Origin of the sequence: Aromatoleum buckelii (assembly GCF_012910785.2) — a bacterium.
Taxonomy (GTDB): Bacteria; Pseudomonadota; Gammaproteobacteria; order Burkholderiales; family Rhodocyclaceae; genus Aromatoleum; species Aromatoleum buckelii.
The window spans coordinates 554,335-568,071 of record NZ_WTVH02000010.1 but is presented as its reverse complement, the minus strand read 5'-3'; the positions used below and the strand labels follow the sequence as shown (position 1 = coordinate 568,071).

Annotated in this window: 9 protein-coding genes, 1 other RNA gene and 1 pseudogene; 1 reads left to right on the top strand and 10 read right to left on the bottom strand. The window is 67.5% G+C overall.

Going from position 1 to position 13,737, the window contains the following annotated elements:
• Nucleotides 1-2: 2 nt before the first annotated feature.
• The 6 genes and pseudogenes from petA to GO608_RS13335 form a co-directional block, all read right to left on the bottom strand.
• Complete coding sequence (gene petA / locus GO608_RS13365; protein WP_169200526.1) at nucleotides 3-596, bottom strand: ubiquinol-cytochrome c reductase iron-sulfur subunit; 594 nt, start codon at nucleotides 594-596, stop codon at nucleotides 3-5.
• A 188-nt stretch (nucleotides 597-784) separates the two neighbouring features.
• A complete protein-coding gene (recR, locus tag GO608_RS13360; protein ID WP_169200525.1) occupies nucleotides 785-1,378 on the bottom strand; it encodes a recombination mediator RecR in 594 nt (197 codons plus the stop codon).
• On the bottom strand, nucleotides 1,379-1,702 hold the full coding sequence (locus GO608_RS13355) for a YbaB/EbfC family nucleoid-associated protein (RefSeq protein ID WP_011236490.1): 324 nt from the start codon (nucleotides 1,700-1,702) through the stop codon (nucleotides 1,379-1,381).
• A 24-nt stretch (nucleotides 1,703-1,726) separates the two neighbouring features.
• Nucleotides 1,727-3,704, bottom strand: a pseudogene (dnaX, locus tag GO608_RS13345) (DNA polymerase III subunit gamma/tau).
• Between the two features lie 144 nt (nucleotides 3,705-3,848).
• An RNA gene (ffs, locus tag GO608_RS13340) (signal recognition particle sRNA small type) lies at nucleotides 3,849-3,947 on the bottom strand.
• A 131-nt stretch (nucleotides 3,948-4,078) separates the two neighbouring features.
• Nucleotides 4,079-5,770, bottom strand: a complete 1,692-nt coding sequence (locus GO608_RS13335) for an AMP-binding protein (protein WP_169198124.1) — start codon at nucleotides 5,768-5,770, stop codon at nucleotides 4,079-4,081.
• A 157-nt stretch (nucleotides 5,771-5,927) separates the two neighbouring features.
• Between GO608_RS13335 and GO608_RS13330 the strand changes: the two genes are divergently transcribed.
• Nucleotides 5,928-7,226 (top strand): SGNH/GDSL hydrolase family protein, encoded by a 1,299-nt coding sequence (locus GO608_RS13330; RefSeq protein WP_169198123.1) that lies wholly within the window; start codon nucleotides 5,928-5,930, stop codon nucleotides 7,224-7,226.
• Nucleotides 7,227-7,396: 170 nt separating this feature from the next.
• On the opposite strand, the gene GO608_RS13325 is transcribed toward GO608_RS13330, so the two are convergent.
• The 4 genes from GO608_RS13325 to nirD all read right to left on the bottom strand — a co-directional run bounded on the left by GO608_RS13325 (nucleotide 7,397) and on the right by nirD (nucleotide 13,730).
• On the bottom strand, nucleotides 7,397-10,213 hold the full coding sequence (locus GO608_RS13325; RefSeq protein ID WP_169198122.1) for a nitrate reductase: 2,817 nt from the start codon (nucleotides 10,211-10,213) through the stop codon (nucleotides 7,397-7,399).
• A gap of 32 nt (nucleotides 10,214-10,245) precedes the next feature.
• Nucleotides 10,246-12,033, bottom strand: coding sequence for a bifunctional protein-serine/threonine kinase/phosphatase (locus GO608_RS13320; protein ID WP_247003126.1), 1,788 nt, complete (start codon nucleotides 12,031-12,033; stop codon nucleotides 10,246-10,248).
• 20 nt (nucleotides 12,034-12,053) lie between these two features.
• Nucleotides 12,054-13,268, bottom strand: coding sequence for a nitrate/nitrite transporter (locus GO608_RS13315; protein WP_169198121.1), 1,215 nt, complete (start codon nucleotides 13,266-13,268; stop codon nucleotides 12,054-12,056).
• A 117-nt stretch (nucleotides 13,269-13,385) separates the two neighbouring features.
• Nucleotides 13,386-13,730 carry a nitrite reductase small subunit NirD gene (nirD, locus tag GO608_RS13310; protein WP_169198132.1) on the bottom strand — a complete coding sequence of 115 codons (345 nt, stop codon included), beginning with the start codon at nucleotides 13,728-13,730 and terminating at the stop codon, nucleotides 13,386-13,388.
• Nucleotides 13,731-13,737 lie beyond the last annotated feature (7 nt).

The window sequence follows — 13,737 nt, the reverse complement described above, 5'->3', positions numbered from 1 at the left end:
GCTTAGGCCTTTCCGTCGTCACCGATGAGAATCCGCGTATCCGCGAGGAACTTGTAGGGCGGAATCTCGAGATTGTCCGGCGCCGGCATGCTGCGATAAACGCGCCCGGCAAGGTCGAACAGGGAGCCGTGGCAGGGGCACAGGAAGCCGCCCGGCCAGTCGGGCCCGACGCCGCTCTCGGCACCGACCTTGAACTTGTCGCTCGGCGAACAGCCCAGGTGGGTGCAGATGCCGACCGCGACGAGATATTCGGGGTTGATCGAACGGTGCTTGTTTTGCGCGTATTCCGGCTGCATCGGCTTTTCCGAAGCCGGATCGCTCACCAGCGGCTCGGTCTTTTCCAGCGACGCGAGCATTTCGGGCGTACGCCGCAGGATCCACACTGGCTTGCCGCGCCACTCCACAGTCATCATCTCGCCTGGCGCGAGCTTGCCGATATCCGCTTCGACCGGGGCGCCTGCCGCCTTGGCACGTTCCGACGGCGTCAAGCTGGCAACGAACGGCACCGCCGTCGCGACCACTGCAACGCCGCCGACCGCCGACGTTGCGACAAGCAGTTGTCGCCGGCCACTGTCCATCTTCTGATCCACGCTCATGACATCATCCCTGAAAAAAAGCCATTTCCGGATACAAAAAAACTGCCGGATTCTATCAAACTGGCCGCAACATAAAAAGCATAAAGCTCAAAGGTGTATTCGGATCATGGATTTAGCATTCCGCGCGGGCGCCCGGAACGCAGCTGCAACGAGGTGTTTTGTGCGGCGCAGCAGCATGCTGCCGGGGGTCAGAGCGGGCGCCTCTCGACGAGCGCCTGCGCGATCGTGCCGGTGTCGGTGTGTTCGAGTTCGCCGCCCACCGGCACGCCCCGCGAGAGACGGCTGACCTTGACGCCGCGCGCGGCGAGCAGTTCCGCGACGATGTGGGCCGTCGCCTCGCCTTCATTCGTGAAGTTCGTCGCGAGGATCACTTCCTGCACGGTGTTGTCGGCGACCCGGGCGAGCAGCTTGTCGAGCTTGAGTTCGCGCGGACCGATGCCATCGAGCGGCGACAGACGGCCCATGAGCACGTAATACAGCCCGTTGTACGCATGGGTCTGCTCGATCACCGCGAGGTCGGCCGGCATTTCGACGACGCATAGCAGCGACGCGTCGCGCTGGGGGCTCGCGCAGCGCTGGCAGATCTCGGTTTCGGTGAAGGTGTTGCAGCGTTCGCAATGACGCAGCACCGCGAGCGCATTGCCGAGCGCCCGGGCAAGGCGTTCGGCGCCGCGCTGGTCGCGCTGCAAAAGATGGTAGGCCATGCGCTGCGCAGACTTCGGCCCGACCCCGGGCAGGCCGCGCAACGCGTCGATCAGTTCGTCGAGACTGGAAGGGGACATTCAGAACGGCAGCTTCATCCCGGGCGGCAGGTTGAGGCCGGACGTGAAGCCCGCCATTTTCTCCTGCGTCGTCGTTTCCACGCGGCGCACCGCGTCATTGACAGCGGCCGCGAGGAGATCCTCGAGCATTTCCTTGTCGTCCATCACCGAGTCGTCGATCGTCACGCGGCGCACGTCGTACTTGCAGGTCATCAACACCTTGACCATCCCGGCGCCCGACTGCCCCTCGACTTCGACCGAGGCCAACTGGTCCTGCATCTTCTTCATGTTTTCCTGCATCTGCTGGGCCTGTTTCATCAGCCCGGCAATTCCGCCTTTCATCATCGCCAGATTCTCCGCAAGAGAAATTCAAAGTGGTCTTACCGACGCTTCCACGAGGGACGCGTCGAATCGTTCGATCAGTTCACGCACGAAAGGGTCGCTCTCCAACGCCGCCACAGCCTCGACGTGCCGCGCCCGTTTTTCCGCCTGGTCGCGTTGCGCCGGGGTTTCGCCGGCGATCGCGCCGGTCTCGATCCTGAGCCGCAGCGGACCGCCATACTGCGTCGCGAGCGCGTCCTGCAGGCGGTCGAGGAGTCCCGGATTCATGCCCAGCAAATGGCGATGGGTTTCGGACAGCCGGAGGTTCAGCACGCCGTCGGCAAATCCGGTCCATTCGCAGTGCTGCGCGAGTTCCCGCATCATCCCGCCGAGGCCGAGCGCGCGCAGGATCGCATGCCATTCGCCGGCAGCGAAGGCCGATGCGATTTCGGTCACCGTTGTGCCCAAAGGCGCAGCCCTGGCTTCCGGCCGCTCGACGCACGCAACAGCACTTCCGGCTGCCGCCGTCGCGCTTCTTGCCGGCGCGGGCCGCTCGACCTCAGTGTTGCCTGAGCGCAGGAGGGCCGGCGAAGCCGACGAGACAGGTTGCGACACGGAGCCTTCACCGGCAAACGCTTCCGGCGGCAGATCCTCCCACGGCGGAACGGAGTTCGACGGTTCGATCGGACTTTCGGCGACTGCCCCCGCAGGGCCAGGCGTCGACAAACCTGTCCCGACTTCGGCCATCGCGCGTTCGCGTCGGGGCTGCTCCGCTGGGAGCACCCTTGCCACCGGTGGTCTTGCCGCCGGCGCCGTGTCGCGTGGCGCCGCCGGTGCCGTCGCCCGTGCTGCGAGGCTCGCACCCGGATGGGGGACGGGGATGACACGCGCCCGCCCGGCCCCCTCCGCCGGCCGCATCGTCGGGACTGCCGAGGGCCAACGGCTGCTCGGGGCGAAACGCGTGCAGGCGCAACAGGCTCATCGTGAAGCCTGCATAGTCGTCCGGCGCCAGCGACAGTTCGTCGCGCCCGTGGATCGCGATCTGATAGGCGAGCTGCAGGAACTCGGCGTCGAAGGCTTCGGAATACGGCGCGAGACGTTGGCGTTCCGTCTCGTCGGCGATCGCTGCCGGGGCGAACTGCGCGAGCGCGATGCGGTGCAGCAGCGAGGCGAGCGCCTGCAACGCCGCGTCGAACGACAGACTGCGCGCCTCCATGCGGTCGGCCACGGCGAGCATCCCGGCGACGTCGCCCGCGGCCAGCGCGTCGAGCACTGCGTACAGATGGTCATCGCCGACCGTACCGAGCATGTGCGAGACCTGCTCTTCCTCGACGCGCCCCGAACCGTGCGCGATCGCTTGGTCGAGCAGCGACAGTGCATCCCGCATCGAGCCGTTTGCCGCCTTGGCAAGGTGGCGCAGCGCGTGGGCCTCGAAGGGCACGCCCTCGGCCTCGAGAATGCCGCCGAGATGGTCGATGATGTGCCCCGGCGGCATCTGCTTGAGGTTGAACTGCAGGCAGCGGGAGAGCACGGTCACCGGGATTTTCTGCGGATCCGTCGTCGCGAGGATGAACTTGACGTGTTCGGGAGGTTCTTCGAGCGTCTTCAGCATCGCGTTGAACGCATGCCCGGTCAGCATGTGGACTTCGTCGATCATGTAGACCTTGTAACGCCCCTGCACTGGCGCATAGACCGCCTTGTCGAGCAGCGCCGCCATGTCCTCGACGCCGCGGTTCGAGGCCGCGTCCATCTCGACGTAGTCGGGAAAACGGTCCGCGTCGATCGCGCGGCAGGCCGCGCAGGTGCCGCAGGGTTCGGGCGTAACGCCGGTCTCGCAGTTCAGCGCTTTGGCGAGAATGCGCGAAATGGTCGTCTTGCCGACGCCGCGCGTACCGGTGAACAGCCACGCGTGGTGCAGCCGGCCGGTAGCGAGCGCATGGCTGAGCGCACGGACGACGTGTTCCTGGCCGATCAGCGTCGCGAAATTCTTCGGGCGCCACTTGCGGGCGAGAACCTGATAGCTCATGGCGGGATTCTAGCAGAGCAGCCTCCGTCCCGCGGCGCCATCGCCCGCACCGCCACAGCGCGCACCGAGAGGAAACGGGAGCCGGCGGTCCGAAAATGCCGAAGGGCGTCTTCGTGGGAAGACGCCCTTCGCGCGATTGTCCGGGGTGGCGAGCCTGACCCCCGGCACTTGCAGGGAACGGCTGTGGCTGCTGCCTTCCGGCCCTGACCAGGTTCACCGCGCTGCAATGCGGGGAGACCCGCCACGACCGCAATTGTACCAGCTTTGCAGCGGCCGGGCCGCTCCGGTGATGCGGTGCGCAACTGTTGCGACACCGTTCGGGCAGAGCCTGTCGAAGCCCTGCCACAGGCTCAGGGAGAACGGGTCTCTTGGGATCAGCCCTTCAGCTCCGGGAAGTCCTCTTCGAAGAACTCCAGCGGCCCGCGCACGGTCGAGGCGTCCTTGCCCTGTTCGCTCCTGCGCAGCTCGACGCGCCGGATCTTGCCCGAGATGGTCTTCGGCAGGTCCGAGAACTCGATGCGGCGAATGCGCTTGTACGGTGCGAGCTTGTCGCGCGTGAAGGCGAAGATGTCCTTCGCAAGCTCCTTGCCGGCCTCGAAGCCGGGCGCGAGGATCACGTAGGCTTTCGGCACTGCGAGGCGCAGCGGGTCCGGGCTCGGCACGACCGCGGCTTCGGCAACCGCCGGGTGCTCGATCAGCACCGATTCGAGCTCGAACGGGCTGATGCGGTAGTCCGACGCCTTGAACACGTCATCGGCCCGACCGACGTAGGTGATGTAGCCGTCGGCATCGATGCTCGCGACGTCCCCGGTGTGGTAGTGACCGTTGCGCATAACTTCGCTGGTCTTCTCGGCGTCCCCGGCGTAGCCGAGCATCAGCCCGACGGGGCGCTTCGCAAGCACCAGCGACACTTCGCCCTCTTCGGCCGGCTTGTCGTCGGCGTCGAGCAGCGCGATCGTGTAGCCGGGCAACGGCCGGCCCATCGAACCGGGCTTGAGCACCTGCCCCGGCGTGTTGCCGATCTGCGCCGTCGTTTCGGTCTGGCCGAAGCCGTCGCGGATCGTGATGCCCCACGCCTTCTTCACCTGGTCGATGACTTCCGGGTTGAGCGGCTCGCCGGCGCCGATCAGCTCGCGCAGGTTCGTTTTCACCGACGCGAGGTCCTGCTGGATCAGCATGCGCCACACTGTCGGGGGTGCGCACATCGTCGTGATCTCGTATTTCACCAGCACGTCGAGCAGCGCGCGCGCGTTGAAGCGGTTGTAGTTGTACAGGAACACGCATGCGCCGGCGTTCCACGGCGCGAAGAAACAGCTCCACGCGTGCTTCGCCCAGCCCGGCGAGCTGATGTTCATGTGGCGGTCGCCCGGCTGCAGGCCGATCCAGTACATCGTCGACAGATGGCCGACCGGGTAGGACTGGTGGCTGTGCTCGACGAGCTTCGGCTTCGACGTCGTGCCGGACGTGAAATACAGCAGCAGCGGATCGGTGACGCGGGTCACGCCTTCGGGGGTGAATTCGGGCGACGCTGCGTATGCGTCCTCGAACGAGAGCCAACCGCCAGTCGCACCGCCGACGCTGATGCGGGTGTAGTCGCCCGGAAGTTCCGCGAACTTGTCGGTGTGGGCCTTGCCGATGACGACATGCCTGACTTGGCCGCGGTCGAGGCGATCGAGCAGATCTTCGGGCGTCAGCAAGGTGGTCGCCGGGATCACGACCGCGCCGAGCTTGATCGCCGCCAGCATCGTTTCCCACAGCGGCACTTCGTTGCCGAGCATGATCAGGATGCGGTCGCCACGCGCGACGCCCTGCGCGCGCAGCCAGTTCGCGACGCGGTTCGAGCGCGCCGACATCTCGGCGAACGACAGCTTCGCCTCGCGGCCGTCTTCCTCGACGATCCACAGCGCGGGCTTGTCGTTGCCCTGCGCCATCGTGTCGAAGTAGTCCAGCGCCCAGTTGAACTCGGTCAGTTGCGGCCACTGGAAGCCGGCGTACGCGGTAGCGTAGTCGGTCCGGTTGGCCAGCAGGAAGTCGCGGGCTTTCAGAAACTCGGCAACTGCAGTCATGTGCTCTCCTTTCCCATGTGCCACGCCCCGGACGCCCGTCCGCGACGCGTGTTATACGCCGGCTCACCGTCCCTGGCTGCCACGTCCTGCACCGCCAAATGGCGCAGAAGCGGGGGAACAGTCCGCTGCTGGCGGAATGATTCGGATCCGGCGATTCGTGAAGATCGCCGGGCGGTATTGTGACGTTGACGTCAACGTCACGCAATCATCTCCTGACGGTAGCCCGCAGGGGGTCGAGCGGCCAATCGCCTTCGAGCATCGTGTTTTATCGAATCCGCATATCGATCCCTGTCCGGAGGAAAGTGTCGAAAAATTTTACAGCCTGCTTGCACGCGATCGAAGGGCCTCAAGTTGTTCCCGTTTAAACAGCGGTTTGCATGCCGCAGGAATGCCCCTTGCTGCCTCTCGAACCACTCTTCATCGACCACGCGGCGAGGGCTTCATGCGTATGTTCAGCACTGTCAGGTCCATGGTTTTGCTCACGCTGCTTCCCGTCACGGCGCTCGCGGCACCTTTCAGCAATGTCTATTTCTTCGGCGACAGCCTGTCGGACACCGGCAACGACTTCCTTCTCAGCAGCGCGATCCATGCGGACGATTCGAGTTTTCCTATCGTCCCCGACCCGATCGGCTACCCCGCTTCCGGGCGCTTCTCGAATGGTCCGGTATATTCGGAACTCTTCGCGAGCCGACTTGGTTTCGACCTGCAGCCGTCGCTGCTCGGCGGGACGAACTACGCTTATGGCGGCGCCGGGACCGGTTCAGTGATCCTGCCGTTCTCGCTCAGTTTCATCGAGCAAGTTGAGCAATACGTCGCCGCTCCGGGCGGCGCGGACCCCGACGCGCTCTACGTCCTGTTCGTCGGATCGAATGATGTTCAGGATATTTTCACCGGTGCGCCACCCGCCGCGACGATCGAGGCCGCGATCGGCCGGATTGGCATGGCCGTCGAGGCGCTCGCGCTCGAAGGGGTGAACCATTTCCTCATTCCCAACATCCCAGATCTGGGGCTCGTGCCGGCGACCACCGGGAACGGCGCGATTGCGCGAAACGAGGAGGCAACCGCTGCGAGCCTCGGGTTCAACACTGCCCTCGCCGCGTTGCTCGACAGCCTCGACCACCTCGACATCCGGGCTTTCGACACGTTCGCGCTGCTCAACGATGTAGTCATGAATCCTGCCGCCTATGGCCTTGCGGACGCGCAGCACTGGTGTCAGCGCGAGATCGGCATCGCGCCGGACGGCCAGCCGCAATACGAGCTGCTGTGCAGCGAGGCCGAAGCCGACCGTCATCTCTTCTGGGACTACACCCACCCGACGACTGCCGGACACCGCGCGTTGGCAGATGCGCTGTTCGCCGCCCTCCAGATCCCGGAACCGGGAACGTTCGCGCTGCTGCTCACGGGCCTGGCCGCGTACTCGCTGCGCCGTCGCGCGCCGCGCTCCGCCCGCGCGTAACCAGCCCTGCCGGCGAAGGCAACAGCGATGCGGGCGCTGGCCTGCATCCTGAAAAGGGATGCATGAACTCCGATCACCGCATCCTGTTCGTGCCGGGTCTCGACCGAGCATGTCGCTCGGCACGGGGGGGAAAAAACCCGGCGCCTTCGGCCGGCACGACCCATGCCCGTTTACGCCACGCTGCGTCCGGCGGCGACAAGGCGCTTGATCTCCGGTATGCACGAGCCGCAGCTCGTGCCGCATTTGAGTTTCGCCTGCAGCACGCCGAAGCCGTCGCCGCCCGCGATCGCTGCGGCAATGTCGCTTTCCGCCACGTTCAGGCACGTGCAGACGATACGGCCGCGGCTCTTCGCCGCCTCCGGCGGGTTCGCCAACGGCGCGAGAATCCAGCGGCGCAGGTCCGTGGTCGGCCGGCGCTCGACGAGCACGTCGCGCAGCCAGCCGGCCGCCGCGGTCTCGCCGGTGAGGCGCAGACCGACGAGGAGTCCGTTGTCGATGCGCGCGCGCTTCGTCACGCCGCGCCGCGTGTCGCTATACGCGAGGCAATGCTCGTCGTCGAGCCCGAGCAACGCATCGAGCTCGGCGAGCCACTCGGGCGGGATCGGCTGGTGGTGCGCGATGCGCAGCACGACCGCAGGATGGTCGCGGCCGGCGAGCGCCAGCGACGCGTAACTGAAGCGTTCGAGCCACGGCGCGAGCGCCGCCGCGCGTTCCAGCGCGAGGCCGGCAGCGTTGGCCGTGACGCCGCCCGCGGGGACCTTGCCAGGGATATCGATCGGCGCGGCGTCCTCGTTCCCGTTCCCCTCCTCGTCGCCGGCCGCACCGGGCTCGCCGCGCATGATCAGCGCCTGGAAGGGCAGCACCGCCTTCTCGACCTGCACCGCCGCATGCTTGAGCTCGGGCTGCTTCGAGTAGGGGTCGACGTCGCGCAGCGTCAGCGCGTTCGCACCGGCCGAGTTCAGGCTATTGCCGCCCCAGTGCATCGCGATGAACGCCTGGCCGGAGCGGATTTCGGCGGAGGCTTCGGCGCGCAGCACGACGTCGCCGCGGCGGCTCCTGACGTGCACCAGATCGCCGCTCTTGAGCCCGCGCAGCGCGAGGTCGTCGGCGTGCATCTCGATGCGGGCCTCGTCGACGTGGTTGTACAGCCGCGCGACCTTGCCGCTGCGGCTCATGCCGTGCCACTGGTCGCGCAGGCGGCCGGTCGTCAGGTGCAGCGGATAGCGCGCGTCGGCGCGCTCGGCGGTGAGCCGCTCGGTCGGCACGACGAAATGCGCCCGGCCGTCTGTCGTCGCGAAGCGGCCGTCGGCGTAAAGGCGTGAGCGGCTCGCCGCGTCGGCGACGTCGGCGCCTTCCGGGAAGGGCCACTGCTGCGGGCCGGCCGCATCCAGCAGCGCGTACGACAGCCCGCCGATGTCGAGATCGCGGCCGCGCGTCGAGGCGGCGTGCTCGGCGAAGATTTCCGCCGGCGACGCGTACGGGAAGAGTCGCGCCGCGTCCTTGCCGAGCCGCGGCCCGAGTTCGCGCGCGAAATCGCAGACGATGCGCCCGTCGGCCCTCGCTTCGCCCGGCGGCGTCAAGGCGCGATGAACGTGCGTGATGCGCCGCTCCGAGTTCGTCACCGTGCCTTCCTTCTCGCCCCACGTCGCGGCAGGCAGCAGCAGATCCGCGAACGGCGCGGTCTCGGTGTTGCAGTAGGCCTCCTGCAGCACGACGAAGTCGCAGCGCGAGAGCGCTTCGCGCACCCGCTCCTGCTCGGGCAGCGACTGCGCGGGGTTCGTGCAGGCGATCCACAGCGCCTTGATCTTGCCGTCGTGCGCCGCGTCGAAGAGTTCGATCGCCGTCAGCCCCGGCGTCGAAGGCACGCTGTCGACGCCCCACAGCCGCGCGACTTCGGCGCGATGCTCGGGGTTCGCGAGGTCGCGGTGGCCGGACATCAGGTTCGCGATGCCGCCAACTTCGCGCCCGCCCATCGCGTTCGGCTGGCCGGTCAGCGAGAACGGGCCGCAGCCGGAACGACCGATCTTACCGGTCGCGAGCGACAGCGCGATCAGCGCAGTGCCGTTGTGCGTGCCGTGCGTCGACTGGTTCAGCCCCTGACACCATAGCGACATCGCAGCGTTCGCCTCGCCCCACCAGCGCGCGGCAGTGACGATGTCGTCGGCGCCGCGCCGGCCGAGCCCGCAGACTTCGGCGGCGATCGCCGGCGTGACGTCGCGGACGTGGTCGCGCAGCGCGTCGAACCCGGTCGTGTGCTCGCGCACGAACGCCTGGTCGACATGTCCTTCCCACAGCAGCACGTGGAGCATCGCGTTGTAGAGCCAGATGTCGGTGCCGGGCAGCACGGGCAGGTGCAGGTCGGCGGCCGCGGCGGTGTCGGTGCGGCGCGGATCGACGACGATGATCTTCATGCCGGGGTGCGCGGCCTTCGCGTCCTCGATGCGGCGGAACGCGACCGGATGCGCGTACGACGGGTTCGCGCCGGCGATCAGAAGGCAGTCGGTGTGCGCGAAGTCCTCGTACGAACAGGGCGGCGCATCGGCGCCCAGCGTCTGCTTGTACGCCGCGACGGCGCTCGACATGCACAACCGCGAGTTCGAGTCGATGTTGTTCGTGCCGATCAGCCCTTTCACGAGCTTGTTGAAGACGTAGTAATCCTCGGTCAGGAGCTGCCCGGAAATGTAGAACGCGGCCGACTCCGGGCCATGCTCGTTGATCGCGGCGGCAAAACGGTCGGCGGCGGCCGCGAGCGCGACGTCCCAGCTGACACGTTGGCGCGGCACCCCGCGGGCGGCGCGCAGCTCCGGATGCAGCAGCCGTGTTTCGGGCCGCGCGGAGAGGTGCAGCGTCGCTCCTTTCGTGCACAGGCGCCCGAAGTTCGCCGGATGTTCGGGGTCGCCGGCGACGCCGGTGATGCGGCGATCGTCATGTTCGATCAGCACGCCGCAGCCGACGCCGCAGTAGGGACAAGTGGCTTTCGTTTTCATCGGGGGCTCCGCGGGAGAGGCTCATCATCGGTCTAGCGCCGACTGAGCAGGAACAACAGGATCAGGTTCAGCAGCAGCGACGCGGCGGCGAGGAGCTTGACTGCGAGCGCCGGGTTGCGCGCGATGAGGGGCATGCGGCGCTGCGTGGCGAGCGGGCGGTGGGCGCTGCGTTCGAGCGCGAGCACGAACTCTTCGGCAGTCTCGAAGCGGTCCTTTGCGTCGCGCGCGCAGGCTTTCAGCAGCACCGCTTCGAGCCATCCCGGCGTGTCCGGGCGGTAGCGCGTCGGCGGCACCGGCTCGCCAAAGCGCGGCCGCTGGAACGGCTCGACCTCGCCGTACGGGTACTTGCGCGTCAAGAGTTCGTACAGCGTCACGCCGCACGCGTAGAGGTCCGACGACTCGTTCGCCGTCCCGCCGCTGAAGAGTTCCGGCGCCATGTACGACGGCGTGCCGGGATTGTTGATTTCGCGCAGGTCTTCGGCGTCCGACGCGGCGACGCCGAGGTCGAGCAGGCGAAGCTGGCCTTGCCGGTCGATATGGACGTTGTCGGGCTTGACGTCACGGTGCACGATGCCGAGCCGGTGCAGGCTGCCGACCGCGCGCAGCAGCGGCCCACCGATCGCGACGAGCTCGTGCGGCGCGAAGCGGTGGCCGCGCGCGAGCTTCGCTTTGAGCGTCTCGCCTTCGTGCCAGCTCATCAGGTAATACAGCGCGCTGCGCGCGTCGGCTTCCGCGACCGCGGGGAAGCTTTGCGACGGGACGCGTCGCGCGAGCCATTCCTCGCGCAGCAACGCGCCCCCCGCCTCGTCGTCGGCCGCGTCGGGGCGCAAGGTCTTCAACACCAGCGCCTCATCGGTCGCGAGACGCGTGACGCGGTACAGCAGCGTCACGCGCGATTCGTGCAGCAGTTCCTCTACCCGCAAGTCGTCGAGCACGTCGCCCGCCTTCAGCCGCGGTGGCAGCGGCAGGTGGCGCGCGCTGGCGTACCGGTCGCGCAGCGTGTCCCGCGGCACCGCCTCGACGTTCGCGACCAGCGCGGTGCAGTTGTCGGTCGCGCCGCGCGCCAAGGCTTCGAGCGTCAGCACGTCGGCCGCGTCTTCGGCGCCCGGGTGGCGCTTGAGGATCTCGATGATGCCGCCGTCGCCGAGCGTGCCCCACACACCGTCGGTGACAAGCACGAAACGATCGCCGGCGGCCAGCTCGCCGTCGTCATAGTCGACGGCGAGCTGCGCATCGAGTCCGACCGCGCGACGCAGCACGTTGCTGAGCTCGGGGTGTTCCCAGGTGTGGTCTTCGGTCAGGCGGCACAGCTCACCCTCGCGCAGCAGGTACGCGCGCGAATCGCCGACGTGCGCGACGTGGTAACGGCGCCCGCGCAGCACGAACGCGGTCAGCGTCGTCGCCATGCCGGCGTACTCGCGCGACTTCGCCGACTGGGCGAGCAGCCAGCGGTTCAGCGCGCCGATCACGGCGTCGAGCGATTTCTCGACGCTCCACGTGTCGGGCGTCGAGAAATAGTCGGCGAGGAGCCCGCGTACCGAATATTCGGCCGCCTCCCGGCCGCGCGCGTGGCCGCCGACACCATCGGCGATCGCGAGCAGCAGCCCCTTGGCGGCGAGCGGCGCGCCGTCGGGCGTCACCGCGCCGACGAAGTCCTCGTTGCCGGGCCGCAGCCCCTGCTGCGAGGCGTGGCCGAGCGTGACTTCGAGTGATTTCGCTGCAGCACGAGGCGACGACGACGCGGGGACGGGGACCGCCGCGTTCCCCGGCGGCACGGGAGCCGCCCTGAACCGCGAACTCGCATCGATGATCCGCGCCACGCCGCTTCTCCCCGAACGCGTCAGATCTTCGCCGATGTCAGATGCGCCGCACCCCACGTCGTGCGCCAGCGCGTCTTGACCGCAGTGAGCCCGACCAGCGCCGCGAGCGCGAGCGCGGCGAAGATCAGGAAGCCGGATTGATAGCTGCCGGTTGCCTGTTTCGCGTAGCCGAGCGACGACGCGAGATAGAAACCGCCCACGCCGCCGGCCATGCCGACGAGCCCCGTCATCACGCCGATCTCCTTGCGAAAGCGCTGCGGCACGAGCTGGAACACCGCGCCGTTGCCCATCCCGAGCGCGAGCATCGCGGCGACGAACACCGCCAGCGCCATCCACGCCGCCGGCAAACCAACGCTGACGATGCCGAGAAACAGCGCCGCGAGCACGTACATCACCGACAGACTCTTGATGCCGCCGATGCGGTCGGCGACCATGCCGCCGATCGGACGCACCATCGAGCCGGCGAACACGCACGCGGCGGTGAAATAGCCGGCCATCTTCGCGTCGAGGCCGTACTGCGTATTGAAGTAGATCGTCAGCGACGACGCCAGCCCGACGAAGCCGCCGAAAGTGACCGCGTAGAAGAACATGAACCACCACGCATCCTTGTCCTTCAGCACCCTGAAATATTCTGCGACCCGCTTCGCCGGCGGGCATTCGGGCGCATCCTTCGCGACGACGAGGTAGAACACGAACACCAGCACGAGGGGCACCAGCGCGAGGCCGAACACGTTCGTCCAGCCATACGCGATCGCGAGGCCCGGCGCGACGAGCGCGGCGATCGCGGTGCCGGAATTGCCGGCGCCGGCGATGCCGAGCGCCGTGCCCTGATGCTCCGGCGGATACCAGCGCGACGCGAGCGGCAGCGCGACCGCGAACGACGCGCCGGCAACGCCGAGAAAGACGCCGAGCACGAGCGTCTGCTCAAAACTGTGGATGCCGAACTGCCACGCGACGAAGAGCGCGGCGATGACGATGACCTGACCGATCGCGCCGGCCGTCTTCGGCTTCAGGTGGTCGACGAGCACGCCCATGAAGAGCCGCAGGATCGCGCCCGCGAGCACCGGGAGCGCGACCATCAGGCCTTTTTGCGCGTGGTCGAGGCCGAGGTCGGCGGCAATCTGCACGCCGAGCGGGCCGAGGATGACCCACACCATGAACGCGAGGTCGAAATACAGGAAAGCTGCGAGCAGCGTGGGCGGGTGGCCGGCTTTGAGGAAAGCTTTCTTGTCCATCGGGTTGGCTCCGGAATCGGTGGTGCGATCAAAGGGTTCGGTGGAAAGCGCGGCGCTCCTGGCTGCGGCGAAACGGAGACTGCGTCGAAGCTTCGCTTTCCGCCCTGCCCGGCGCGCTTACGCTTTCAGCAGCACCAGCCCGTCGACGAGCTTCACGGCGAACGGCTTCGTGCAGCCGACGTCGGGCGCGGCGGCCTCGCCGCTGTCGAGCTGAATCTTCCAGCCGTGCAGCGGGCACGTGACCTGACGCCCATGCACGATGCCCTGCGACAGGGGACCGTTCTTGTGCGGGCATTTGTCATGCATCGCGAAGACCTCGTCGTCGGCTGTGCGAAAGATCGCGATGTCGCCGTGCTTGGACGCGACGACGCGCGCACCGAGCACCGGAATGTCGTCGAGCACGCAGATCGTCTTCCAGCCGGCATCGGCATCCGCGTCGGTATCGGTCTTGCGAAGGGTCATGGCATTC

Bases quoted from the DNA above. Each gene is read 5' to 3' on its own strand.
- recR (WP_169200525.1), bottom strand. From the start codon at position 1,378: ATGTCCCCTTCCAGTCTCGACGAACTGATCGACGCGTTGCGCGGCCTG.
- GO608_RS13335 (WP_169198124.1), bottom strand. From the start codon at position 5,770: ATGACTGCAGTTGCCGAGTTTCTGAAAGCCCGCGACTTCCTGCTGGCC.
- GO608_RS13325 (WP_169198122.1), bottom strand. From the start codon at position 10,213: ATGAAAACGAAAGCCACTTGTCCCTACTGCGGCGTCGGCTGCGGCGTG.
- GO608_RS13315 (WP_169198121.1), bottom strand. From the start codon at position 13,268: ATGGACAAGAAAGCTTTCCTCAAAGCCGGCCACCCGCCCACGCTGCTC.
- nirD (WP_169198132.1), bottom strand. From the start codon at position 13,730: ATGACCCTTCGCAAGACCGATACCGACGCGGATGCCGATGCCGGCTGG.
- GO608_RS13355 (WP_011236490.1), bottom strand. From the start codon at position 1,702: ATGATGAAAGGCGGAATTGCCGGGCTGATGAAACAGGCCCAGCAGATG.
- petA (WP_169200526.1), bottom strand. From the start codon at position 596: ATGAGCGTGGATCAGAAGATGGACAGTGGCCGGCGACAACTGCTTGTC.